The sequence below is a fragment of the Stutzerimonas stutzeri KOS6 genome (genome assembly GCF_000307775.2).
In the GTDB taxonomy this organism is placed as follows: domain Bacteria; phylum Pseudomonadota; class Gammaproteobacteria; order Pseudomonadales; family Pseudomonadaceae; genus Stutzerimonas; species Stutzerimonas stutzeri_B.
Map to the genome: position 1 here is coordinate 1811343 of NZ_KK020676.1, position 23223 is coordinate 1834565.

21 protein-coding genes are annotated in these 23223 nt (G+C 59.4%); 6 read left to right on the plus strand and 15 right to left on the minus strand.

What is annotated here, in order from left to right; translation table 11 throughout:
* Window positions 1–93 precede the first annotated feature (93 nt).
* The 3 genes from queD to B597_RS36430 all read left to right on the plus strand — a co-directional run bounded on the left by queD (window position 94) and on the right by B597_RS36430 (window position 3069).
* On the plus strand, window positions 94–450 hold the full coding sequence (gene queD, locus B597_RS0223395; protein WP_003295168.1) for a 6-carboxytetrahydropterin synthase QueD: 357 nt from the start codon (window positions 94–96) through the stop codon (window positions 448–450).
* 119 nt (window positions 451–569) lie between these two features.
* Window positions 570–1886, plus strand: a complete 1317-nt coding sequence (locus tag B597_RS36425; protein ID WP_024162108.1) for a Na+/H+ antiporter family protein — start codon at window positions 570–572, stop codon at window positions 1884–1886.
* 121 nt (window positions 1887–2007) lie between these two features.
* On the plus strand, window positions 2008–3069 hold the full coding sequence (locus B597_RS36430; RefSeq protein ID WP_003295166.1) for an AI-2E family transporter: 1062 nt from the start codon (window positions 2008–2010) through the stop codon (window positions 3067–3069).
* Window positions 3070–3107: 38 nt separating this feature from the next.
* Here B597_RS36430 and B597_RS36435 read toward each other — a convergent pair whose 3' ends face one another.
* From B597_RS36435 to B597_RS36485, 11 genes are all read right to left on the minus strand, one after another.
* Window positions 3108–5099 (minus strand): PhoX family protein, encoded by a 1992-nt coding sequence (locus B597_RS36435; RefSeq protein ID WP_003295165.1) that lies wholly within the window; start codon window positions 5097–5099, stop codon window positions 3108–3110.
* A 185-nt stretch (window positions 5100–5284) separates the two neighbouring features.
* Window positions 5285–6880, minus strand: a complete 1596-nt coding sequence (locus tag B597_RS36440) for an isocitrate lyase (RefSeq protein WP_003295164.1) — start codon at window positions 6878–6880, stop codon at window positions 5285–5287.
* 483 nt (window positions 6881–7363) lie between these two features.
* Window positions 7364–8173: a secretin N-terminal domain-containing protein gene (locus tag B597_RS36445; RefSeq protein ID WP_003295163.1), complete on the minus strand. Its 810-nt coding sequence runs from the start codon at window positions 8171–8173 to the stop codon at window positions 7364–7366.
* The gene (locus B597_RS36450; protein WP_003295162.1) at window positions 8170–8778 is read right to left on the minus strand and encodes a DUF7931 domain-containing protein; all 609 of its coding nucleotides are present in this window, start codon (window positions 8776–8778) and stop codon (window positions 8170–8172) included. The genes B597_RS36445 and B597_RS36450 overlap by 4 nt, the downstream gene beginning before the upstream one ends.
* 6 nt (window positions 8779–8784) lie before the next feature.
* Entirely contained in the window at window positions 8785–9210 is a 426-nt protein-coding gene (locus B597_RS36455; RefSeq protein WP_003295161.1) for a GNAT family N-acetyltransferase, read from the minus strand.
* Window positions 9203–10369: a ribosomal protein uL16 3-hydroxylase gene (locus tag B597_RS36460; RefSeq protein ID WP_003295159.1), complete on the minus strand. Its 1167-nt coding sequence runs from the start codon at window positions 10367–10369 to the stop codon at window positions 9203–9205. The genes B597_RS36455 and B597_RS36460 overlap by 8 nt, the downstream gene beginning before the upstream one ends.
* A gap of 76 nt (window positions 10370–10445) precedes the next feature.
* Window positions 10446–11816 carry an adenylosuccinate lyase gene (gene purB, locus B597_RS36465; RefSeq protein ID WP_024162110.1) on the minus strand — a complete coding sequence of 457 codons (1371 nt, stop codon included), beginning with the start codon at window positions 11814–11816 and terminating at the stop codon, window positions 10446–10448.
* Between the two features lie 86 nt (window positions 11817–11902).
* Window positions 11903–12541 carry a high frequency lysogenization protein HflD gene (gene hflD / locus B597_RS36470; RefSeq protein WP_003295156.1) on the minus strand — a complete coding sequence of 213 codons (639 nt, stop codon included), beginning with the start codon at window positions 12539–12541 and terminating at the stop codon, window positions 11903–11905.
* Window positions 12538–13665 carry a tRNA 2-thiouridine(34) synthase MnmA gene (gene mnmA, locus B597_RS36475; RefSeq protein WP_152028168.1) on the minus strand — a complete coding sequence of 376 codons (1128 nt, stop codon included), beginning with the start codon at window positions 13663–13665 and terminating at the stop codon, window positions 12538–12540. Before mnmA ends, hflD begins: the two co-directional genes overlap by 4 nt.
* 68 nt (window positions 13666–13733) lie before the next feature.
* On the minus strand, window positions 13734–14174 hold the full coding sequence (locus B597_RS36480; protein ID WP_003295154.1) for an NUDIX hydrolase: 441 nt from the start codon (window positions 14172–14174) through the stop codon (window positions 13734–13736).
* Between the two features lie 102 nt (window positions 14175–14276).
* Window positions 14277–16505, minus strand: coding sequence for an NADP-dependent isocitrate dehydrogenase (locus B597_RS36485; protein ID WP_003295152.1), 2229 nt, complete (start codon window positions 16503–16505; stop codon window positions 14277–14279).
* A gap of 357 nt (window positions 16506–16862) precedes the next feature.
* Here B597_RS36485 and icd point away from each other — a divergent pair, with 357 nt between their 5' ends.
* The gene (icd, locus tag B597_RS36490) at window positions 16863–18119 is read left to right on the plus strand and encodes an NADP-dependent isocitrate dehydrogenase (protein WP_003295150.1); all 1257 of its coding nucleotides are present in this window, start codon (window positions 16863–16865) and stop codon (window positions 18117–18119) included.
* 45 nt (window positions 18120–18164) lie between these two features.
* On the opposite strand, the gene cspD is transcribed toward icd, so the two are convergent.
* Window positions 18165–18425, minus strand: coding sequence for a cold shock domain-containing protein CspD (cspD, locus tag B597_RS36495; protein ID WP_003295148.1), 261 nt, complete (start codon window positions 18423–18425; stop codon window positions 18165–18167).
* 218 nt (window positions 18426–18643) lie between these two features.
* Between cspD and clpS the strand changes: the two genes are divergently transcribed.
* Together clpS and clpA are read left to right on the plus strand one after the other, a co-directional pair.
* Entirely contained in the window at window positions 18644–19006 is a 363-nt protein-coding gene (gene clpS / locus B597_RS36500) for an ATP-dependent Clp protease adapter ClpS (protein WP_031323478.1), read from the plus strand.
* 29 nt (window positions 19007–19035) lie between these two features.
* Window positions 19036–21306: an ATP-dependent Clp protease ATP-binding subunit ClpA gene (gene clpA / locus B597_RS36505; RefSeq protein WP_003295144.1), complete on the plus strand. Its 2271-nt coding sequence runs from the start codon at window positions 19036–19038 to the stop codon at window positions 21304–21306.
* A gap of 131 nt (window positions 21307–21437) precedes the next feature.
* Here clpA and infA read toward each other — a convergent pair whose 3' ends face one another.
* The 3 genes from infA to aat all read right to left on the minus strand — a co-directional run bounded on the left by infA (window position 21438) and on the right by aat (window position 23197).
* Complete coding sequence (gene infA, locus B597_RS36510; protein ID WP_002553999.1) at window positions 21438–21656, minus strand: translation initiation factor IF-1; 219 nt, start codon at window positions 21654–21656, stop codon at window positions 21438–21440.
* Window positions 21657–21756: 100 nt separating this feature from the next.
* A complete protein-coding gene (locus B597_RS36515) occupies window positions 21757–22464 on the minus strand; it encodes an arginyltransferase (protein WP_024162112.1) in 708 nt (235 codons plus the stop codon).
* A gap of 52 nt (window positions 22465–22516) precedes the next feature.
* Complete coding sequence (aat, locus tag B597_RS36520; protein ID WP_003295138.1) at window positions 22517–23197, minus strand: leucyl/phenylalanyl-tRNA--protein transferase; 681 nt, start codon at window positions 23195–23197, stop codon at window positions 22517–22519.
* Window positions 23198–23223 lie beyond the last annotated feature (26 nt).

The following is a 23223-nucleotide window of genomic DNA, read 5'->3' on the forward strand; positions in this document are numbered from 1 at the left end:
GGGCTACCGCGATGCGCCACTGCACGATGTATCTGGCTGAGAATGTGCGTAAAATTCTTGAAGTTTTTCGGTCTTATTACGAGCGCATACACAGTGGAAATTTTCAAAGAGTTTACTTTCGAGTCGGCACATCGGCTACCCAATGTCCCCCAAGGGCACAAGTGCGGGCGTCTACATGGACATTCCTTTCGTGTCGCCTTATATATCAGTGGTCCAGTCGATCCTCATACTGGATGGATTCGTGATTTTGGCGAGCTCAAGGCCATATTCAGGCCATTGTACGAGCGGCTCGACCATAACTACTTGAACGACATTCCAGGACTGGAGAACCCGACCAGCGAGAATCTCGCTAAGTGGATCTGGGATGAGCTGAAGCCCCTGCTTCCTGAACTCTCTCGCATTCGGATCCACGAAACCTGCACAAGTGGCTGCGAGTATGCAGGCGACTGATTGATCCGCTAATTAGCTGTGGTGCTGACGGCGCCTCTCGGCTTTGACAGCTGCAGTTTCATGCTGCAGAGTACCGCGCTTTTTAAATGCGACTTCGGTCGGTTATATGGAGAGTACGAATGAACGCAGTGGTTGCGGCTGTCGGCATTATGCTGATCTTGAGTCTTTGCCGCGTGCATGTGGTGGTGGCGTTGATTACTGGTGCCATGGCTGGAGGGTTGATAGGTGGTTTGGGTGTCGAGGGTAGTCTGGCTGCTTTCAACAAGGGGTTGGGGGGCGGCGCAACGGTCGCCTTGTCGTACGCATTACTAGGCGCTTTTGCCGTTGCCATAGCCAAGAGTGGTTTGGCTCATGCGCTTGCTGACAAAGCACTGACACTGGTTGGTCGGCAAGGGACTCAGGGGGCCGGAGCCGTCAAGTGGATGATGATCGCTTTGCTGCTAGCGGTAGCCGTTTCATCACAGAACATTTTGCCGATTCATATTGCTTTTATTCCCTTGTTGGTCCCTCCGCTGCTCTATGTACTATCGAGACTGAAAATTGATAGACGCTTGATTGCGTGCGTTCTAGCGTTCGGACTTATCACTCCCTACATGTTCTTGCCGGTTGGATTCGGCAATATTTTCTTGAATGAAATTTTGCTGGCGAACGTGGCCAAGAGTGGAGTCGACGTCACCGGCGTCAAGGTCACTCATGCTATGTTCATTCCTGCAATGGGTATGCTCGCAGGACTGTTGATTGCCCTGTATAGCTACCGCAAGCCGCGAGAATATGATCTTGGGCGTATCGAGCAGGTTGAAAAGACCAGCGTTAAGTGCAGCCCGATCACCGTAATGGTGGCTGCGATCGCTGTTGCCGCCGCCTTTGTGATCCAGCTTTGGCTGGATTCGATGATCCTGGGAGCGCTTGCCGGGTTCGTCATTTTTTCCGTTTCCGGCGTGGTCCGCTGGCGTGAGGCTGATGATCTCTTCACCGAAGGGATGAAGATGATGGCCATGATCGGCTTCATCATGATCGCTGCCGCGGGATTTGCCGAGGTAATGCGTGAGACGGGCGAGGTGAAGCAGCTCGTTGACGCGTCTGCTCAGTGGATTGGTAATAGTAAGGCCGTAGGTGCCTTGCTGATGCTGTTGGTCGGCTTGCTGGTCACCATCGGCATTGGCTCCTCTTTTTCTACGGTTCCGATTATTGCGGCGATTTTCGTCCCGCTTGGTTTGGAGCTGGGTTTCAGTCCATTGGCAATCGTGAGTCTGGTCGGCACTGCGGGTGCTCTGGGGGATGGAGGGTCGCCCGCTTCGGATTCTACGCTGGGTCCAACGGCAGGCCTGAACGCCGATGGGCAGCATAATCATATCTGGGACACTGTCGTGCCCACCTTTTTGCATTACAACCTGCCGCTTTTGGCATTCGGCTGGCTGGCTGCAATGACTTTGTAGCCCCTCGATCGGTATGTCGGGCGCTCGCTTTAAGCCAGACACATTTGCCGATTTCTCTACGTACCGCACTCGCTCTGCCGCTCGTTGACTAATAAAGGAATACGCAGCGGCAGAGTCGGTCATGGTCAATTCAAGACTTGAGCAAAAGGTCTTTCTTTCGCTCTTGGTGGTGGTGTCTTTCGCCTTTGGTTGGATACTGCTGCCATTCTACGGAGCGGTCTTCTGGGCGGTGATACTTGCCATCATTTTTGCGCCGCTGCAGCGATACCTGTACCGGCGTTTCAGCCAGCGCCGTAACCTGACTGCGCTACTCACCTTGCTGGTTTGCCTGCTCGTCGCCGTGTTGCCGGTGATCCTGATTACGGGGATGCTGGTGCAGGAGGTTGCAACCCTTTACAAGCGAATAGAGAGTGGCGAGCTCGATGTGGGCCGCTGGGTAGCTGGTCTGCGTGAGCTGCTCCCTCAGTCTGTTCAATTGCAGTTGCAACGCTTCGGATTTGGCGACCTTGACGACATGCGTGATCGTCTGGCCTCAGGCGCCTTGGAGGGAAGCCAGTTTCTGGCGACCCAGGCGTTCAGCTTTGGCCAAGGGACGTTTCAGTTTCTGGTCAGCTTCTTCGTGATGCTTTATCTATTGTTCTTCCTCATCCGAGATGGGCGCGACCTGGTTGCGAAAATTCGGAAAGCCATCCCGCTCAGCGACACTCAGAAACGACGCCTTTTCAACAAGTTCACTCGAGTGGTTCGTGCGACGGTGAAGGGCAATATCGTCGTTGCCGTGACGCAAGGTGTGTTGGGCGGAATCATATTCGCCGTACTGGGGATCTCAGGTGCGTTGTTGTGGGGAGTATTGATGGCCTTTTTGTCCTTGTTGCCAGCGGTAGGGGCGGGACTGATCTGGACGCCTGTGGCCATCTACTTCCTGATGACCGGCGCTATCTGGCAGGGCGTGATACTTACGCTTTACGGCGTGCTGGTGATTGGCCTGGTGGACAATATTCTCAGGCCGATTCTAGTGGGCAAGGATACGAAAATGCCGGATTACGTCGTGCTGATTTCGACCTTGGGTGGGTTGGCATTGTTCGGCCTGAATGGGTTCGTTATCGGGCCCCTGGTTGCCGCACTTTTCATTTCAACCTGGGGGCTTTTTACTACGCCGGACGAGCCCTTCGCAGACCAGTGAATACGATGAAGGGGCCTGGCTCACCAGGCCCCGAATGACTACATCAGCCGTTTTCCATCGTCGCGGGTGATGATGACCGTGGCGGACCTGGGCCTGCGCCCGGCACCATCCGGCCAGCTGCTGGTATAGCTTGTCGACGTCGAGCCTTCACCGGGATGCTGGATGTTCACGAACAGTGTTCTGAAGTCTGGTGTTGCCGTTATCCCGGTCACTTCCGCTCCCAACGGGCCGACGAGGAATCGCTTGGTCTCGCCAGTGGCGGGATCGGACACCAGCATCTGGTTGTTTCCAAATGGCCCGGTTTGCAGTTGACTGCCACTCATATCCGTCTGAATCCACAGGCGGCCTTCATCATCGAACCAAAGCCCATCCGGACTGGCCATGATGTTGCTGTTATCCAGCGCGCGTCCTGTCGGGGAGCGGCTGTCGCTTTCGGGACCTGCTAGGAGGTAAATGTCCCAGTTGAATCGGGTGCCCGCGAAATCACGGCTGGCTTCGTGCCAGCGGATGATATGGCCAAACGTGTTGGGTGTTCTTGGATTGGAAGGGGTTGCCTCCTGTCGGCTGCTGTTGTTGGTAAGCGTGAAGTAGACTTCGCCGGTATCCGGGTGGACGGCGCCCCATTCCGGGCGATCCATCTTGGTGGCGCCGACGATATCGGCAGCCAGTCGGGTGTTTACGAGCACCTCCCCCTGATCAGCGAACTGCACACCGGCAGCCTGGCAGGCTCGCTGAAACTCCGGGCTGGCATGATCCAGTGCAAGCCAGTCACCGCTACCGTCGGGATTGAAGCGTGCGACATAGAGCGTGCCATCATCCAGCAGACGACCATCGCTGTGCTGTGGCCGGTATCGATCCCTGCTGGCGTACTTGTAGATGTATTCATTCTGCGAGTCGTCGCCGGAATAGCAGACAATGGGGCGTCCTGGCTTTACTGGCGCGAACACCAGGCCTTCATGGGCGAAACGGCCTAGGGCGGTATGCTTGATCGGGGTAGAGGTGGGGTCGAAGGGGTCTATTTCGACTATCCAGCCGAACGTGTTCGGCTCGTTCCGGTAATCGGCTTGTGCGTCTGTCGCGCTACGCGTTGCGTTGAAACGCTCGAACTCGTCGCCCGCCACGGTTTCCCAGCCGTAGCGACTGCTGTCGCGTACTCCGTAGCGATCGAGTTCACGCGGCAGCTCGGCATCAGCGCTGGCGAAGTATCCGGCCCAGTTCTCTTCGCAGGTGAGGTAGGTGCCCCAGGGCGTATGTCCGTTGGCGCAGTTGTTGAGGGTACCCCGGGTAGAGGTACCGCTCGGGCTGTAGCGGGTGCGCATCAACGCATGGCCGCGTGCGGGACCTTCGATTCGCATCGGCGTCGCGCCTGTGATGCGGCGATTCCGCGCTGTTGGCAACACGGACCATTCGCCACGAGGGCCTCGCCTTATTTCCACGACCGAGACGCCATGAGCATTGATCTCCTTGCGAACCTCGTCGACATCTACACGCTTGCTATCCAACACGGTCGGGCCGTTGCGGTGAAGCAGAGGTGCATCGATGTACTCGTGATTGAGTACCAGCAGGCCGTGATCGCTCTGCCGTCCGCCGTGCTTTGCATTCATCGGAAAGAAATGCATTCCGTCGTGATGCATGCCTACCTGCTGGGCCTGGTCTTCTGCGCTGTTGCTGGCATCTTCCAGCCAGGCTGGGTAGCTCCCGGTGATGGGGGTACCCCACGGTATGAAGGCTGTCGCGGAGTATTGAGCGGGCACGGTGATGATATCGGCACGGGTTACGGCAACCGGAGCGAAGGGCAGGCGGCGGCGCCTGAAGGGCATTTCCTTGAGGCCGCGGGACGCTGGCTCAGCTGCCTGGGCAAGACCTGGGAAGGACGCGCCGAGAAAGGCCAAGGCGCTTATGGTTGCGCTCCCAGCCAGCACTTTTCGGCGGCCGACGGATATCACGTCCTGAATATGTGGATTCGTGGAATGGTTGCTGGGTAACTCGTCCCCGTTACCGAACAGAATGTCGTTGTTGTCAGTAATCACGGCGCAGCTCCATACGATTGTTGTCGGAGTCATGACGCTAGATTCCCTATGCGACAACAGAATGACACTTTTCCGTTGCCCGACGAAGTGTCAATGCAGTGGCTTTGTACCCACAAAAAAGAAGGCCTCGGCATATGCCGAGGCCTTCTCAAACACCGCAGCCAGGGAAGACTGCGAACCGGCTCTTAGTGGAACTGGTTCATGGTGTTGTCTTTACCGCTTGCCTTCAGGGCAGCTTCGCCAGCGAAGTATTCCTTGTGGTTGTCACCGATGTCGGAGCCAGCCATGTTCTGGTGCTTGACGCAGGCGATACCCTGACGCAGTTCCTGACGCTGGACGCCCTTGACGTAGGCCAGCATGCCCTGGTCGGCGAAGTACCCCTTGGCCAGATTGTCGGTGGACAGTGCGGCAGTGTGGTAGGTCGGCAGGGTGATCAGGTGGTGGAAGATGCCGGCGTGAGCGGAACCATCGCGCTGGAAGGTACGGATCTTCTCGTCTGCAACCTGAGCCAGTTCGGTTTCGTCATACTCGACGCTCATCAGCTTGGCACGGTCGTAGGCGGAGACGTCCTTGCCTTCGGCAACGAACGCGTCGAACACCTGCTGACGGAAGTTCAGGGTCCAGTTGAACGACGGGCTGTTGTTGTAGACCAGCTTGGCATTCGGGATGACTTCGCGGATGCGATCGACCATGGCCTTGATCTGGCCAACGTGCGGCTTCTCGGTCTCGATCCACAGCAGGTCGGCGCCGTTCTGCAGGCTGGTGATGCAGTCCAGTACGCAGCGGTCTTCACCAGTGCCCTTGCGGAACTGGAACAGGTTGGACGGCAGACGCTTCGGACGCAGCAGCTTGCCTTCACGCTTGATGACGACGTCGCCATTGCCCAACTCGGCTTCGGAGATTTCTTCGCAGTCGAGGAACGAGTTGTACAGGTCGCCCAGGTCGCCCGGCTCTTTGGTCACGGCGATCTGCTTGGTCAGGCCGGCGCCCAGGGAGTCGGTACGCGCAACAATGACGCCGTTGTCGATGCCCAGCTCAAGGAAGGCGTAACGAACGGCTGCGATCTTGGCGAGGAAGTCGGCGTGCGGAACGGTCACTTTGCCGTCCTGATGGCCGCACTGCTTCTCGTCGGAAACCTGGTTCTCGATCTGGATGCAGCAAGCGCCTGCTTCAATCATGCGCTTGGCCAGCAGGTAGGTGGCTTCCGGGTTACCGAAGCCGGCATCGATGTCGGCGATGATCGGTACGATGTGGGTTTCGTAGTTGTCGATCTGGTTCTGGATCTCGGCAGCCTTGGCGTTGTCGCCTGCTTCACGAGCCGCGTCCAGTGCGGTGAACAGCAGGTCCAGCTCGCGGCTATCGGCCTGGCGCAGGAAGGTGTAGAGCTCTTCGATCAGATCGGAAACGGCTGTCTTCTCGTGCATGGACTGGTCCGGCAGCGGGCCGAACTCGGAACGCAGAGCAGCGACCATCCAGCCGGACAGGTAGAGGTAGCGCTTGTTGGTGGTCTTCAGGTGCTTCTTGATGGAGATCAGCTTCTGCTGACCGATGAAGCCGTGCCAGCAGCCGAGGGACTGCGTGTAGACGGACGAGTCGGCGTCGTACTCGGCCATGTCCTTGCGCATGATGTCGGCGGTGTACTGAGCGATTTCCAGACCGGTCTTGAAGCGGTTCTGGGCGCGCATGCGAGCGACGGACTCAGGGTTGATGGCGGCCCAGCTGCTGCCGTATTGCTCTTTCAGGGCGGCAACTGCCTTGATGTCGTCTTGATATGCGGACATGTTCAATCCTTCAAAAATGAGTGTGGTTGAGCACCGACTTTTTCCCACCGAAACCTACGTGCTATCGCTGATCAGTGCGGGCAACACGCGGCAGAGCGTCGAAATATCGACCGGGACGAGGATGAACCGAGAGAAGGGGGGATACGATCGCCGGGCTGGTTCCGGTTGCTGCGCCCACAGCCGGCGTGGCTGCCGTGTGCGCTACAACAACGAGAAGCTGTCAGTCTGGCCGATACGTCAATCGCTACCCCGTCCCTCAGGACGACTCGTTCCAGTCGCAACCTCGTCAGTCCGCCTTGTGGGCAGTACAGTCACGGAGCGGCTCGGCTGGTTGGCTGGAGCACGCCCCGGAGACCCTTGCCAGGGCCCCTGGTTAGCGGGAGCGGGGCAATAATGCGCCGCTGGAAAAGCGTCGTCAATTGCTTTGTAGTGTTTTTTTTAAGTCACTACATTTTTCGATTGAGGCGTCGGGGTGGCTGGTATTCAGTCCAGAACATCCACCTTCAGGCGCATGGACAGGTTCTGGCTGCCCTGTGTCGAGTAGCGCTGCAGAGTCCCGTCCTGCTCGGAGCTGGCGCTTTCATCGATACCGCCAACGGTGATCCATTCGCCGACGCGGCCGCTGACGCGAGTATCGGCGTTCTGCACCTCGACAACGCCGCTATTACCCTGCGAGAGCCGGTCACGTGTGCTGCTGATGGTGATCTGCACGCGGTCACCCTGCAGCGTGGCGGTGGCATAGAAACCCCGGAGAACGTCGCGATATTGCGTCTCTTGGTAGACCTGGCCGTAGCTGTCTGCGCTTCGGGACGTCAGCGGCACGCTCTGGCCGACCTGAATTAGCGCGGGATAACCCTCGCTGGCCTGGATCTGCTGAATACCTCCGTCGCGGCTGTTGGTACTGCGGCGAATGATGCGAAGCTGGTCCCGTCCGGCGACTTCGCCTCTACCGGTCTCCAGTTCCACGTTGCCGGAGCGCACCGAACCATCTATTCGATAACCCTGGGCGGCGCTGCTAGCCGAGTCCTGGGTTTCGACACTGATCAGCAGCCGTTTTGGCTCGACATCCAGTTGATCGATGACCTGGCGCAGCTCGCTGATCAGCGAATCCGGTGCGTTGATGATCAGCTGGCTGCCATAGGCCGTGACTCTGCCCTGGTCGCCAAGCACGGATTCGGCCACGACGAGCACGTCTTCGGCCATGCGATTGTTGAGCTGGATGACCTCAGTCGCCGCCTGCAACGGAAGGCAGGTGCTGAGCGCAAGGGCCGCCAGCAGGATACGAGGGCTCATAGCAGGAAACTCCGCAGGTTGGCATCCGATAGTCCATGCGCCCACGCCTTGTCGAACTCGGCCTGGCGTCCGCGCACCCGTGCGAGGTCTCGATACCAGGCATGGCCGTCGTATTGCTCGGCGCTGGGGCGCTCCAGCAGAGCGCAGTCGTCAGCGATGAGATAGGTATCGCTCTGTCCGGGGAAGTCTGGGTTCAGCTTACGGATATGTACACTGCTGGTCAGGCGGCGGGCAAGCTGCAAAAGGTAATGGCCTTCCTTGACTGCGCGCGTGGGGTCGCCGACGAGGATGCGCAGTTGATTGCGAGGATGAGCCAGTAGAAGGCGAGTGCAGGCCTGCTGGACGCTGCTGTGGTGATAGAGCCAGGGTTCCAGGTCCGGGCTGTAGATGCACAGCGTTCGTGTGGCCTGCTGCAGCATGGCCAACGCGTGCCGGCGAACCTCGCTCGGTTCGCTGAAGCGTTGCATCGTGGTGTCTTGCCCGAGCTGGAAGGGCGCTGCCTCCCATGCCTGGGGGTTGTGGACAGCAAAACGCCCCGGGGAGTGAAAGTCGATAGCCGGCAATTCGGTCTGATCAATTCTTTCGTCCGGGGCGTTATCGCTCATATGGATTCAATGGCTCCGACGTAACATGTCCACATGCGGAATGCCGGCTTCGAGAAATTCGTCGCTGACGACTTCAAAGCCAAGGCGTTCGTAGAAGGCCGTGGCGTGAACCTGGGCAGTCAACGTCTGTTCGCTCAGGCCGCGGCGTTCGGCTTCGGTAATGGCTGCACGCATCAGCGCATCACCGACGTTCATGCCGCGCCAGTCGCGCAGTACGGCTACCCGTCCGATCTGTCCGTCGGCGAGCAGCCGCGCGGTGCCGATCGGGTAGTCGCCTTCCAGCGCGAGAAAGTGAATGGCGTCGGCGTCATCGGCATCCCATTCCTGCTCTGGCGGCACCGCTTGCTCGGCGATGAACACCGCTTCGCGGATGCGCCGCAGTTCGGTGTTGTCCTGCTGCCAGTCGGCGATCCGTACCTGAATGCTATTCATCAGCAAACTCCAGACTTCCTTGTTTGACCAGTTCGTACAAGAGGCCGCGGCTATCGTCGTCGCTCAGCCATTGGCCGACATTTTCGATGTGCAGCGCATCGGCCGAGCAAATCAGCTTCAGCAGGTCGCGCAGCTTAGAGGGAAGCAGGCGGCTCTGGCCACTGGCGAACAGAAGCAGGCCGATGTCCACCTCGCTCCAGGCCAGGCGTGCCGCGGGGTTACGGACCAGTACGGCACCATCCTCCAGCGCCGAAAGCAGGTCGTCCTCACTCAGTTCGGGGCCTTCGACCCGCTCCGGGTAGCGCGGTTCGGTCATGAATTGGCCGAACCATGTGAGCAGCAGGCGCTCGTCGTTCATGTGTTCGGCAAGCAGGGCCTTGAGCCGGTCCAGCGCGTCGCTCTGAATCTGGTAGGGGTCGTCGGTTGGCTGCAGGTCGGCGTCACTGTAACGATCCTCGTCGGGCAGGAACTGTGCGAGGAAGTCGGTGAAGTGGGTCAGGACCTCGGCCGCGCTCGGTGCGCGGAATCCAATCGAATAGGTCATGCATGCATCTTCAGCGGTGCCGAAGTGGGCAAGGCGAGGGGGCAGGTAAAGCATGTCACCTGGCTCCAGTACCCACTCATCGGTGCCCTGGAAATCGGCAAGAATCCGGAGGTCGCCATGGGCGAGCAGCGGGCTCTCGCTGTCGCACATCTGGCCAATGCGCCAGCGGCGTTGGCCGTGGGCCTGCAACAGGAACACGTCGTAGTTATCGAAATGCGGGCCGACACCGCCGCCGGGTGCGGCATAGCTGATCATCACGTCGTCGATGCGCCAGTTGGGCAGGAAGCGGAAATGCTCGATCAACTCGGCTACATCCGGAACCAGCTGATCCACCGCCTGGACCAGCAAGGTCCAGTCACGCTCCGGGAGTTTCTGGTAGGTATCTTCGGCAAAGGGACCGCGGCGCAGTTCCCAGGGGCTTTGGCCGTGCTCGATGACGAGGCGGGACTCGACGTCTTCCTCCAAGGAGAGGCCGGCAAGTTCGTCCGGCGAAACCGGGCTTTGGAAATCCGCAATGGCCTGGCGGATGAGCAACGGTTTCTTTTGCCAGTAGTCGCGCAGAAATTCTCGCGCGCTGATACCGCCCAGAATTTGAAGTGGAATATCAGAAGTCATGCGTAACACCTTGCTCTATAAGGCAGAGCTGAAATAAAAACGCCCGGCACAGCCGGGCGTGCGTACATTGGGTCGCTCAGATGCGCTTGGCCTGGGTGGCTGCGTTGCCGATATAGCTGGCCGGGGTCAGCTTGCGCAGCTCCGCCTTGGCCTCGGCCGGAATGTCGAGCGCATCGATAAATGCCTGCAAGGCATCAGGTGTAATGCCTTTGCCGCGGGTCAGGTCCTTGAGCTTTTCGTAAGCGTTTTCCACGGCATAGCGGCGCATCACGGTCTGCACCGGCTCGGCCAGCACTTCCCAGCAGGCATCGAGATCTTCTGCGATGCGAGCGGCGTTGAGCTCCAGCTTGCCGATACCCTTCAGGCTCGCCTCGTAGGCGATGACGCTATGGGCGAAGCCGACGCCGAGGTTGCGGAGTACGGTGGAGTCGGTCAGGTCGCGCTGCCAGCGGGAAATCGGCAGCTTGCTCGCCAGGTGCTGGAACAATGCATTGGCGATGCCGAGGTTGCCTTCGGAGTTCTCGAAGTCGATCGGGTTGACCTTGTGCGGCATGGTCGAGGAGCCGATCTCGCCGGCCACGGTCTTCTGCTTGAAGTAGCCGAGGGAGATGTAGCCCCAGACGTCGCGGTCGAAGTCGATGAGGATGGTGTTGAAGCGGGCGATGGCGTCGAACAGCTCGGCGATATAGTCGTGCGGCTCGATCTGCGTGGTGTAGGGGTTCCAGGACAGGCCAAGCTCGCCTTCGATGAATTCGCGGGCATTGGCTTCCCAATCGATCTCCGGATAGGCGGACAGGTGGGCGTTGTAGTTGCCCACCGCGCCGTTGATCTTGCCCAGCAGAGGTACTGCTGCGACCTGGGCGATCTGGCGCTCCAGTCGATAGACGACGTTGGCCAGTTCCTTGCCGAGAGTAGTCGGCGAAGCAGGCTGGCCGTGGGTACGCGAAAGCATCGGCACGTCGGCAAACTGTACGGCCAGGCTGCGGATCGCTTCGGCGAGCTGACGCATCAGCGGCAGCAGCACCGCGTCACGTCCTTCGCGCAGCATCAGCGCGTGCGACAGGTTGTTGATGTCTTCGCTGGTGCAGGCGAAGTGGATGAATTCGTTGACCTTGGCCAGTTCCGGAAGCTGCTTGGCCTGTTCTTTGAGCAGGTACTCAACCGCTTTGACGTCATGGTTGGTAGTGCGCTCGAATTCCTTGACGCGCTCAGCGTGCTCCAGCTGGAAGTTTTCGGCCAACTGATTCAGCACGGCGTTGGCTTCCTCGGAGAAGGGAGGGACTTCCGGGATGCCTGGGTGAGCTGCGAGGCGCTGAAGCCAGCGGACTTCGACCTGAACACGGCAACGAATCAGACCGAATTCGCTGAAGATCGGGCGCAGGGCGCTGGTTTTTCCGGCGTAGCGGCCGTCGACGGGGGAAACCGCCGTGAGCGAGGAAAGCTGCATAGGGGGCATTCTCGGACAGTCAGGCAACGAAAAGAGGGCGCAGATTATACACGAATGTACCGGGCGGGCCCGGTACATTCGCCAGGTTAGAGATCGTCGACCTGCGAGGAGCGCAGCTTGGGATAGAGCACGTCGAGCAGCTTGCGGCGGCTGAAGATCAGCTGCCAGCGATGACCGCCGAGCTGGCGCCACAGGCGCGCCGAGCGGATACCAGACAGCAGCAGGGCGCGGATCTTGGAGGCGTTGTCCGTCTGTTGCAGGTGGCGCATATCGCCTTGAACCTGAATGCGCTGGCGGAAAGTGCTCAGCGTATCCTGATAGAGCGCGCCAAACGAGGCGACGACATTTTCGTGAGTGATGCCAAAGTGCTCGACCTGTTGCTGGATCTGGTCCAGCCGGCTGCCGATGACCTGAAGCATGTCGTCACGCTTGTCCAGCTGCCGCTCCAGACCAATCATGGCAAGTGCATAGCGCAGCGGCTCGCGCTGCAGAGCGCTGCTGTCGCGCTCCAGCGCGCCGACCAATGCGCGGTAGCCGTCGCGCAGGTTGAGGTCGTCGCCGCCGTAGATTTCCTGTGTGGTCCCTGGATTGCGCGCCAGCAGGCTGCCAAGCATGCAGCCGAGCGATGCGCTCGGGACCTGGCCGGTGCGTGCGATGCGATCCACCAGCGTCGCGGCTTCGAATACTGCGCCGAGCGCGATCAGCTGTTCATCGAGTTTGCTCATGACCGTCCCTCGAACCAGGGCTCGGCTCGTTCGATCACACCGCCGCCCAGGCAGACTTCCCCGTCATAGAAAACGACCGACTGGCCGGGCGTCACCGCTCGCTGCGGAGCCTCGAATATGGCGCGATAACCATCTGGCGTCTGCTCCAGCGTACAGGCCTGGTCGCTCTGGCGGTAACGAACCTTGGCGGTCAGCTTGAGCGGGACGCTGCTGTCGATCGGGTTTACCCAGTAGATTTCCGAGGCCAGCAGGGCGCGGGAGAACAGCCAGGGATGGTCGTTGCCCTGGCCGACCACCAGCACGTTGCGCTGCAGGTCCTTGCTCAGGACGTACCAGGGTTCATCCGAGGCATCCTTGAGGCCACCGATGCCCAGACCCTGACGCTGTCCGATTGTGTGATACATCAGGCCGTGGTGGCGGCCGATCACTTCGCCGTCGACGGTTTCGATATCCCCTGGCTGGGCTGGCAGGTACTGCTTGAGGAAGTCACTGAAGCGTCGCTCGCCGATGAAACAGATACCGGTGGAGTCCTTCTTCTTCGCCGTGGCGAGGCCATATTTTTCGGCAATCGCACGCACCTCGGGCTTTTCCAGTTCGCCGACGGGGAAAAGCGTCCTGCTCAGCTGCTCGCCGCCGACAGCGTGCAGGAAGTAACTCTGATCCTTGTTCGGGTCCAGGCCCTTTAGCAGTTCGCTGTGGCCATTTCTGTCAAGGCGACGGACATAATGGCCGGTGGCAATGAGGTCTGCTCCGAGCATCAGGGCATAATCAAGGAACGCCTTGAACTTGATTTCGCGGTTGCAGAGGATGTCGGGATTGGGGGTGCGTCCGGCCTTGTACTCGGCAAGGAAGTGCTCGAACACGTTGTCCCAGTATTCGGCAGCGAAATTGGCAGTGTGCAGTTTGATGCCAATCCGGTCGCAGACGGCCTGGGCATCGGCCAGATCTTCCTTGGCTGTGCAGTATTCCGTGCCGTCGTCTTCCTCCCAGTTCTTCATGAACAGGCCTTCGACCTGATAACCCTGCTCAAGAAGCAGGAGAGCGGAAACGGAAGAGTCCACTCCGCCGGACATGCCGACGATGACACGTGTTTTTTCCGGTGCGGTGAGGGTCGTTACAGACATAGGGACACGCTGAGGCTATGCAAAGGGGCGGATTCTAACAGGCTGCAGTCGGCATGACGAAGCCGTGATCAATTGCGGATCACGTCCAGTGAATACAGTGGCCCGGCCAGGTAATCATCGATGCAGCGGGGCACCAGTTCGCTGCGCCAGCGATCAGGTTGCTCCTCCAGTTCTTCGCGGGTCAGCCATCGGGCGGCGACGATGCCCTCGTCGAGCGGGCGCCCTGGATCATGCTGCAGGGCTCTCGCAGCGAAGCATACGCGCTGGTAGGTCACGCCGTTGCTAGGGGCGGTGTACAGATAAATGCCGACGACACCAACAAGCTCGACGTCCCAGCCGGTCTCTTCGAGCGTTTCCCGTACAGCAGCCTGGCGCAGATTCTCATTGGCCTCCAAATGCCCGGCAGGCTGATTGAGCACGAGGCGGCCTGCCTTGAGCTCTTCTACCAATAAAAAACGTCCCTGGTCTTCGATAACGGTCGCGACGGTGATATGCGGTTGCCAGTCCATAACAGCTGCCTCGTGTAAATGACGGGATGATAGCAGCCACCTTTGCCCCAGAAAGCACGAACCCCGGCGCGGGGCCGGGGTTCGTGGTGACGCTCAGGTGACTCAGGCGTTCAGCGCGGCCAGGGCTGCGTTGAAGGTGGCGCTGGGGCGCATTACCTTGCTGGTCAGCTCCGGGTTGGAGCGATAGTAGCCACCGATATCGACTGGCTTGCCCTGTACGGCGGCGAGCTCGGCGACGATGGCTGCTTCCTGTTCGGTCAGCGTCCTGGCCAGCGGAGTGAAGTGAGCCTTCAGTTCGGCGTCTTCGTCCTGCGCGGCCAGAGCTTGTGCCCAGTACAGCGCGAGATAGAAGTGGCTGCCGCGGTTGTCTATCTGGCCAACCTTGCGTGCCGGGGACTTGTTGTTGTCCAGCAGCTGGCCTGTGGCCTGGTCGAGCGTCTTGCCGAGAATCTTGGCCTTGGCATTACCGGTCTTGATGCCGGTCTCTTCCAGAGACACCGCCAGGGCGAGGAACTCGCCGAGCGAATCCCAGCGCAGGTAGTTTTCTTCGACCAGTTGCTGGACATGCTTTGGCGCGGAACCGCCGGCACCGGTTTCATACATGCCGCCGCCAGCCATCAGTGGAACGATGGACAGCATCTTGGCCGAGGTGCCCAGCTCCATGATCGGGAACAGGTCGGTCAGGTAGTCGCGCAGCACGTTGCCGGTCACGGAGATGGTGTCCATGCCACGAATCATGCGCTCCATGCTAACGCGGATGGCCTCGTTATAACCCATGATGCGGATGTCCAGGCCGCTCAGGTCGTGCTCCGGCAGATAGGCCTCGACCTTCTTCTGCAACTGCCGGTCATGGGCGCGCTCGGGGTCCAGCCAGAAAATTGCCGGCGTGTTGGACTGGCGGGCCCGGGTGACGGCCAGCTTGACCCAGTCGCGGATCGGCGCGTCCTTGGTCTGGCAGGCGCGCCAGATGTCGCCTTTCTCGACTGCGTGCTGCATCAGCACGGTGCCGTCCGTCAGTACGACGCGCATGATGCCGTCAGCCTGCATTTCAAAGGTCTTGTCGTGCGAGCCGTATTCCTCGGCCTTCTGCGCCATCAGGCCGACGTTCGGTACGCTGCCCATGGTGACCGGGTCGAAGGCGCCATTGGTCTTGCAGAAGTTGATCATCTCCTGGTAGATGCGGGCATAGGTGCTTTCCGGCATCACTGCCTTGGTGTCTTTCTGCTTGCCGTCCTTGCCCCACATCTGACCAGAGTTGCGGATCATGGCCGGCATGGAGGCGTCGACGATTACGTCGCTCGGGATGTGCAGGTTGGTGATGCCTTTGACCGAGTCGACCATCGCCATTTCCGGGCGATGACTGTAGACCTCGTGGATGTCGTGCAGGATCTCTTCCTGCTGCGAGGCGGGCAGGACCTTGATCTTGTCATAGACACTGCTGATGCCGTTGTTCGGGTTGACCCCCAGTTCCTTGAACAGCTCGCCGTATTTGTCGAAGACGTCCTTGTAGTAGACGCTGACGGCATGCCCGAAAACAATCGGGTGCGAGATCTTCATCATGGTGGCCTTGACGTGCAGGGACCACATCACGCCGGTTTCCTTGCAGTCCTGCAGCGTTTCCTCGAAGAAGGCGCGCAGTTTGTTGCAGCTCATGAACATGCCGTCGAGCACTTCGCCTTCTTGCAGGGCGAGTTGCTTCTTGACTTCCACCTTGCCGTCCTTGTCAACGAACTCGATGCGCACCTCACCAGCCTTGTCCATGGTGACGGACTGCTCGCTGGAGAAGAAATCGCCGCCGCGCATGTAGTCGGCGTGAGACTGCGATGCTTTGCTCCACTTGCCCATCGAGTGCGGGTGTTTGCGGGCATAGGCCTTTACCGCTGCCGGAGCCCGGCGGTCGGAGTTGCCTTCGCGCAGGACCGGATTCACCGCGCTACCAAGGACCTTGCTGTAGCGTGCACGCGCATCCTTCTCGGCGTCGGTTTGCGCATCTTCCGGGAAATTCGGAATGTTGTAGCCCTGCGCCTGCAGTTCGGCGATGGCGGCCTTGAGTTGGGGTACGGAAGCGCTGATGTTCGGGAGCTTGACGATGTTGGCGTCAGGCTGGTTGGTTAGCTCGGCGAGCTTGGCCAGATCGTCTTCGACTTTCCTGTCTGCGTCCAGTTGGTCGGCAAAGCTCGCAAGGATGCGCCCTGCAAGAGAGATATCGCGCGTTTCGACGGCTATGTCAGCGGAGGCCGCAAAGGCTTCTACAATGGGAAGAAGCGAATAGGTAGCCAGGGCTGGAGCTTCGTCGGTGAAGGTATAGATGATCTTCGAAGGGGTGGACATTTAGCGTTAACTCTCTTCTTGCTGGGCGTGCACAGAATCCCTGATGCGCCGGGTAGGCGCCCTGGCTCTCCGTCTAGATGAACCAGAATTGGGACTCGCCGCGGTGATGATGGATGCACCAAATAGAGTGTCGAGCATTTGAACCGGTGAGCCGCGGTAGCAGCTCGGGGTTTCAAGAGACGGGTCTGATACAGGCCCGTCCCTTATGACTTGTGAGTCATCGGGGCAGTATACCATCGAGCCCGTCTCTGGCAGAACGGCATTGCGCATACGACGAACGAACATGTAGTTTCAGGCAAATCGAGTGGGTTACCCTCAAACGACGAACGATGTCTAACCACGAAGACGGAGTCCAGCATGGGATACCAAAAGATCCAGGTGCCAGCCAGCGGTGACAAAATCACCGTCAACGCCGATAACACCCTGAACGTTCCCGACAACCCGATCATTCCTTATATCGAAGGCGACGGCATCGGCGTCGACATCAGTCCGGTGATGATCAAGGTTGTGGACGCGGCTGTGCAGAAGGCCTACGGCGGTAAGCGCAAGATCGCCTGGATGGAAATCTATGCCGGGGAGAAGGCTACGCAGGTCTACGATCAGGACACCTGGCTACCCAAGGAAACCCTGGAAGTCGTCCGTGATTATGTCGTTTCCATCAAGGGGCCGCTGACTACGCCCGTAGGTGGCGGAATTCGCTCGTTGAATGTCGCTCTGCGCCAGGAGCTGGACCTCTATGTCTGTCAGCGCCCTGTGCGTTGGTTCACCGGCGTGCCTAGCCCGGTCAAGAAGCCGGCCGATGTGGACATGGTGATTTTTCGCGAGAACTCCGAAGACATTTATGCCGGCGTCGAGTGGAAGGCGGGGTCTCCGGAAGCGGAGAAGGTCATCAAGTTCCTCACCGAGGAAATGGGTGTCAAGAAGATCCGCTTCACCGAGAATTGCGGCATCGGCATCAAGCCCGTCTCGCTGGAAGGTACCAAGCGCCTCGTCCGTAAGGCCCTGCAGTACGCCGTCGACAATGACCGCAGCTCGGTCACCCTGGTGCACAAGGGCAATATCATGAAGTTCACCGAGGGTGCCTTCAAGGAGTGGGGCTACGAAGTGGCGCGCGATGAGTTCGGTGCCGAGCTTCTGGATGGCGGCCCGTGGATGCAGTTCAAGAACCCGGATACTGGCAAGAATATCGTCGTCAAGGACGCCATTGCCGATGCCATGCTGCAGCAGATTCTGCTGCGTCCGGCAGAGTACGATGTGATCGCCACGCTCAACCTGAATGGTGACTACCTGTCCGACGCCCTGGCTGCCGAGGTGGGTGGCATAGGTATCGCCCCGGGAGCCAACCTGTCCGATACGGTGGCCATGTTCGAGGCGACTCATGGGACGGCGCCAAAGTATGCCGGTCAGGACAAGGTCAATCCCGGCTCTCTGATTCTTTCGGCTGAGATGATGCTGCGTCACATGGGCTGGGTGGAGGCGGCCGACCTGATCATCAAGTCGACTGAAAGCGCCATCGCCGCGAAGACGGTCACTTATGACTTCGAGCGCCTGATGGACGGTGCGAAACTGATGTCCTGCTCACAGTTTGGCGATGCGATGATCAGCCATATGTAGCGGATCATGAGGGGCCGATCACTCGATCGGCCCCTCTGATGGGGTTCAGGCATCTACCACTGACGCGTCCTGAAATGCAGCCGGAGTGGTCGCCTCGGGCATGACCTGCGGCTTGATATCGGTTGCGTGAAGGCCTTTGGGGCCCTGCAGGATGTTGAACATGACCGCTTGCCCAGCCTTGAGAGTACGGTAGCCTTCCATCTGGATGGCCGAGTAATGGGCGAACAGGTCCTCATCGCCGCCGTCTGCTACGATGAAGCCGTAACCCTTGGCGTTGTTGAACCACTTGACCTTTCCACTTAGCATGCTGTTATCCCTCTGCAAAGGAGTCCATTACTGGAGTAACATCCATTTCATTCCGCGCTTATGTAGCCCGAGGCCTCATGTTGCGCAACCCATTTGCCCTTGTAGGCACATACTGTTTGTATCACCGTTTTGCCGATAGTCAAGGCGACTCGTCGGGCGGCTGCGAACCTGCCCATATTTATCTGGCCCCGGCGCCACGACCTAGAACCGTTATGCGTATGCATGCTCTTGCTCAGATTCGACTAATATTCAATCAGGATCGGCCTTTGGGGGATGAAGACGATTCCTCTGGCCTGGCGATACAGGAGGCCAAGCCGGAGCTGAAGGCACCACCGATGTATAAAGTTGTCATGTTCAATGACGACTACACGCCGATGGATTTCGTTGTGGAGGTGCTGGAAGGCATTTTCAATCACGGCAGGGAGCAGGCCACCAAGATCATGCTGGCCGTCCATACCGAGGGGCGGGCCGTCTGCGGGATTTACACGCGCGATGTTGCCGAAACCAAAGCGACACAAGTGAATCAATATGCAAGGGAATGCCAGCACCCGTTGCTTTGTGAGATCGAGAAGGACGGTTAACTCCGACTGCTGGGGAAGAGGTGAAAGCTATGTTGAACCGTGAGCTCGAAGTCACACTGAATCTGGCTTTCAAAGAGGCACGTACCAAGCGCCATGAATTCATGACGGTTGAACACCTCCTGTTGGCCCTACTGGACAATGAAGCGGCTGCGACCGTATTGCGAGCCTGTGGCGCGAGCCTGGACAAGCTGCGCCACGATCTGCAGGAGTTCATTGATTCCACCACTCCACTCATTCCACAGCACGATGAGGAGCGCGAGACACAGCCCACGCTGGGTTTTCAGCGCGTCCTGCAGCGCGCTGTCTTCCATGTGCAGAGCTCGGGCAAGCGTGAAGTAACCGGCGCCAATGTCTTGGTGGCTATTTTCAGCGAGCAAGAGAGTCAGGCGGTGTTTCTGCTCAAGCAGCAGAACGTGGCACGTATCGATGTCGTCAACTACATCGCCCACGGTATTTCCAAGGTGCCCGGCAATTCTGGCAATCCGGATAGCGACGCGGAGATGCAGGACGAGGACGGCAGTGAGCCTGGAGCGTCAGGCAATCCGTTGGATGCCTATGCGAGCAATCTCAATGAACTGGCGCGCCAGGGGCGCATCGATCCCTTGGTGGGGCGTGAACATGAGGTCGAGCGTGTGGCGCAGATTCTGGCGCGTCGGCGTAAGAACAATCCGCTTCTTGTAGGTGAGGCGGGTGTCGGCAAGACTGCGATCGCCGAGGGGCTGGCTAAGCGCATCGTCGACAATCAGGTGCCGGACCTGCTCGCTGACAGCGTCGTCTATTCGCTGGATCTCGGTGCGCTATTGGCGGGCACGAAGTACCGCGGTGATTTCGAAAAAAGGTTCAAGGCCTTGCTGGGGGAGCTGCGCAAACGGCCCCATGCCATTCTGTTCATTGATGAAATTCATACGATCATTGGTGCCGGCGCGGCGTCCGGTGGCGTGATGGACGCCTCCAACCTGCTCAAGCCGCTGCTTTCTTCGGGCGAGATTCGTTGCATCGGCTCCACCACCTTCCAGGAGTTTCGTGGGATTTTCGAGAAGGATCGCGCGCTGGCGCGGCGCTTCCAGAAGGTCGACGTTAGCGAGCCCTCGGTCGAGGACACTATCGGCATCCTGCGCGGCCTGAAGGGGCGGTTCGAACAGCATCACCATATCGAGTACAGCGACGAGGCGCTCCGTGCAGCGGCAGAGCTTGCTTCGCGCTACATCAACGATCGTCATATGCCTGACAAGGCCATTGATGTGATTGACGAGGCGGGTGCCTACCAGCGTCTGCAGCCCGAGGATCGGCGGGTCAAGTGCATTGATGTCGAGCAGGTCGAGGACATCGTGGCGAAGATCGCGCGGATTCCTCCAAAGCACGTCAGCAGCTCGGACAAAGAGTTGCTGCGCAATCTCGAGCGTGACTTGAAGCTCACGGTGTTTGGGCAGGACGATGCAATCGATTCGCTGGCTACGGCCATCAAGCTTTCGCGCGCAGGGCTCAAGGCGCCAGACAAGCCGGTGGGTTCGTTCCTGTTCGCCGGGCCGACCGGTGTCGGCAAGACCGAGGCTGCGCGACAGCTGGCCAGGGCCTTGGGCGTCGAACTGATTCGCTTCGACATGTCCGAGTACATGGAGCGGCATACCGTGTCCCGCTTGATCGGCGCGCCCCCTGGGTACGTCGGTTTCGACCAGGGCGGCTTGCTGACCGAGGCGATCACCAAGCAGCCTCATTGCGTGCTGCTGCTCGATGAGATCGAGAAGGCGCATCCCGAGGTATTCAACTTGCTGCTGCAGGTGATGGACCACGGCACGCTAACCGACAATAACGGGCGCAAGGCCGACTTCCGCAACGTGATCATCATCATGACCACGAATGCGGGTGCGGAAACTGCGGCGAGGGCCTCGATTGGCTTTACCTTGCAGGATCATGCATCGGATGCGATGGAGGTCATCAAGAAGAGCTTCACTCCAGAGTTTCGCAATCGTCTGGATACCATCATTCAATTTGGCCGCTTGAGCCATGAAGTCATCAAGAGCATCGTCGACAAGTTCCTGATCGAACTGCAGGCGCAACTCGAGGACAAGCACGTGACGCTGGAGGTATCCGATGCCGCGCGGGGGTGGCTTGCCGAGCATGGCTATGATGCCCAGATGGGAGCGCGACCGATGGCGAGGCTGATTCAGGACAAGATCAAGCGGCCATTGGCCGAAGAGATCCTGTTCGGCGAATTGGCGGAGCATGGCGGGGTGGTGCATATCGATGTTCGCGGCGACGAGCCGTTCTTCGAATTCGAAACCGCTGCCGAGCTGGCCTGATATTCGCCCTGTCGAGCGCCCGGCTTTTGCCGGGCGTTTTCGTTTCGGCAGTAGCCAGGCTTCGATGCCCTGGGCGTTGTTGCTGCAACAAAAAAGCCCGGTAAAGACCGGGCATTTTTCTCGCGGCTCGTTTAGCGAGCGCGGTAGGTGATGCGACCCTTGCTCAGATCGTAGGGAGTCAGCTCCACGCGAACCTTGTCACCGGTAAGAATCCGGATGTAGTTCTTGCGCATCTTTCCGGAGATGTGCGCAGTAACGACGTGCCCGTTTTCCAACTCCACGCGAAACATGGTGTTAGGCAGGGTGTCGACGACAGTACCTTCCATTTCGAAGCTGTCTTCTTTCGACATTCAGTAAAGTCCTCGGTGTCCAAATGATTGACCCGGCGCATGCGTGCGCGGGCAAAAGCGGCAAGCATTGTGCCCGAAATGGCTCGACGAGCCAAGGACTTCAGCTGAGTGAAACCCAGCGCTGGTTAACCAATAGCTCGATGGGGCGATATTCGGTCTTGTAATTCATCTTTCGGCAATTTTTGATCCAGTAGCCGAGGTAGACGGCCTTCAGCCCGAGGCGGGCCGCTTCGCCGATTTGCCAGAGAATCGCATAGCGCCCCAGGCTGCGGCGTTGCTCCTCGGGGTCGTAGAAGGTGTAGACGGCGGAAAGTCCATTGGGCAGCACGTCAGTGACAGCAACCGCGAGCAGTCGCCCGCCCAGGCGGAACTCGTAGAATCTGGAGAAGGGTAGGTCGCGCACCAGGAAGGTGTTGAACTGCTCGCGGCTGGGGGGGTACATGTCGCCGTCCGTGTGCCGTTTCTCGATGTAGGTGGCGTAGAGAGCGTACAGCTCTTCGCTAAAAGCCGGGCGAATGGCGCGGACCTGCAGGTCGGCATTGCGCTTGAGAATCCGCTTCTGCTGGCGGCTGAGCTCGGGTGCGCTTACGGGAATTCGCGCCGGGATGCACGCCGAACAGCGCTGGCAATGGGGGCGGTAGAGATGATCGCCGCTGCGCCGGAAGCCCATTTCCGATAGTTCCGCATATACCTGGACATCCATTGGCTGGCTGGGGTCGAGGAACAGCGTGGTCGCCTGTTCATCGGGCAGGTAGCTGCACGCATGCGGCTGGGTGGCGTAGAACTTGAGGCGAGCCAGTGAGGTCATGGTCAACTCTCAGAAATCTTGGGCTCAGTGTAGGACAGCATGGGTTGGCAGACTAGCCGCGCCAGTCGGCTGCACTGGTCCGATCCAGGTGTTTCGCCAGGGCGTCGGCAAATGCCGTGCGCGGGATGCTGCGAGCTCCGAAGCTTGCCAGGTGTTGCGTCGGCATCTGACAGTCGATCATGGCAAACCCCCAGTCACGCAGCCGCTCCACCAGTGTGACGAAGCCGACCTTGGAAGCATCGGTGGCGCGGCTGAACATCGACTCGCCGAAAAATAGCTCACCCATTGCCAGTCCGTAGAGCCCGCCGACGAGATGACCCTGCTGCCAGACTTCCACCGAGTGTGCCGTGCCCATTTCGTGCAGCCTGATATAGGCCTGCTGCATCGGCGTAGTGATCCAGGTTCCGTCAGCGTAGGCACGCGGACCGGCGCAGCCCTGGATCACATCGGCGAAGGCTTGGTCGAAGGTGACCTGGTAATCGCCCTGCCGAAGGCGTTTGCGCAGGCTGCGTGAGACATGCAGTTCGTTTGGGAAGAGCACTGTGCGTGGATCGGGGGACCACCACAGCAATGGCTGACCATCCTGGTACCAGGGGAAGCAGCCGTGACGATAGGCGGCCAGCAATCGCGCGGGGCTCAGGTCGCCACCGGCAGCGAGCAGGCCGTTGGGTTCGCGTAGAGCCGTTTCGAGCGGAGGGAAGCTGAGGTCGTCGCGCTTTAGCCAGGTCAGCATGTCGGCACGCAGATAGGGAGGGGCGG

What these genes read in the sequence shown, in the direction of transcription:
- B597_RS36425 (WP_024162108.1), top strand. Translation starts at nt 570, where the DNA reads ATGAACGCAGTGGTTGCGGCTGTCGGCATTATGCTGATCTTGAGTCTT.
- B597_RS36430 (WP_003295166.1), top strand. Translation starts at nt 2,008, where the DNA reads ATGGTCAATTCAAGACTTGAGCAAAAGGTCTTTCTTTCGCTCTTGGTG.
- B597_RS36440 (WP_003295164.1), bottom strand. Translation starts at nt 6,880, where the DNA reads ATGTCCGCATATCAAGACGACATCAAGGCAGTTGCCGCCCTGAAAGAG.
- B597_RS36445 (WP_003295163.1), bottom strand. Translation starts at nt 8,173, where the DNA reads ATGAGCCCTCGTATCCTGCTGGCGGCCCTTGCGCTCAGCACCTGCCTT.
- B597_RS36450 (WP_003295162.1), bottom strand. Translation starts at nt 8,778, where the DNA reads ATGAGCGATAACGCCCCGGACGAAAGAATTGATCAGACCGAATTGCCG.
- B597_RS36455 (WP_003295161.1), bottom strand. Translation starts at nt 9,210, where the DNA reads ATGAATAGCATTCAGGTACGGATCGCCGACTGGCAGCAGGACAACACC.
- B597_RS36460 (WP_003295159.1), bottom strand. Translation starts at nt 10,369, where the DNA reads ATGACTTCTGATATTCCACTTCAAATTCTGGGCGGTATCAGCGCGCGA.
- purB (WP_024162110.1), bottom strand. Translation starts at nt 11,816, where the DNA reads ATGCAGCTTTCCTCGCTCACGGCGGTTTCCCCCGTCGACGGCCGCTAC.
- hflD (WP_003295156.1), bottom strand. Translation starts at nt 12,541, where the DNA reads ATGAGCAAACTCGATGAACAGCTGATCGCGCTCGGCGCAGTATTCGAA.
- mnmA (WP_152028168.1), bottom strand. Translation starts at nt 13,665, where the DNA reads ATGTCTGTAACGACCCTCACCGCACCGGAAAAAACACGTGTCATCGTC.
- B597_RS36480 (WP_003295154.1), bottom strand. Translation starts at nt 14,174, where the DNA reads ATGGACTGGCAACCGCATATCACCGTCGCGACCGTTATCGAAGACCAG.
- B597_RS36485 (WP_003295152.1), bottom strand. Translation starts at nt 16,505, where the DNA reads ATGTCCACCCCTTCGAAGATCATCTATACCTTCACCGACGAAGCTCCA.
- icd (WP_003295150.1), top strand. Translation starts at nt 16,863, where the DNA reads ATGGGATACCAAAAGATCCAGGTGCCAGCCAGCGGTGACAAAATCACC.
- cspD (WP_003295148.1), bottom strand. Translation starts at nt 18,425, where the DNA reads ATGCTAAGTGGAAAGGTCAAGTGGTTCAACAACGCCAAGGGTTACGGC.
- clpS (WP_031323478.1), top strand. Translation starts at nt 18,644, where the DNA reads ATGCATGCTCTTGCTCAGATTCGACTAATATTCAATCAGGATCGGCCT.
- clpA (WP_003295144.1), top strand. Translation starts at nt 19,036, where the DNA reads ATGTTGAACCGTGAGCTCGAAGTCACACTGAATCTGGCTTTCAAAGAG.
- infA (WP_002553999.1), bottom strand. Translation starts at nt 21,656, where the DNA reads ATGTCGAAAGAAGACAGCTTCGAAATGGAAGGTACTGTCGTCGACACC.
- B597_RS36515 (WP_024162112.1), bottom strand. Translation starts at nt 22,464, where the DNA reads ATGACCTCACTGGCTCGCCTCAAGTTCTACGCCACCCAGCCGCATGCG.
- aat (WP_003295138.1), bottom strand. Translation starts at nt 23,197, where the DNA reads ATGCTGACCTGGCTAAAGCGCGACGACCTCAGCTTCCCTCCGCTCGAA.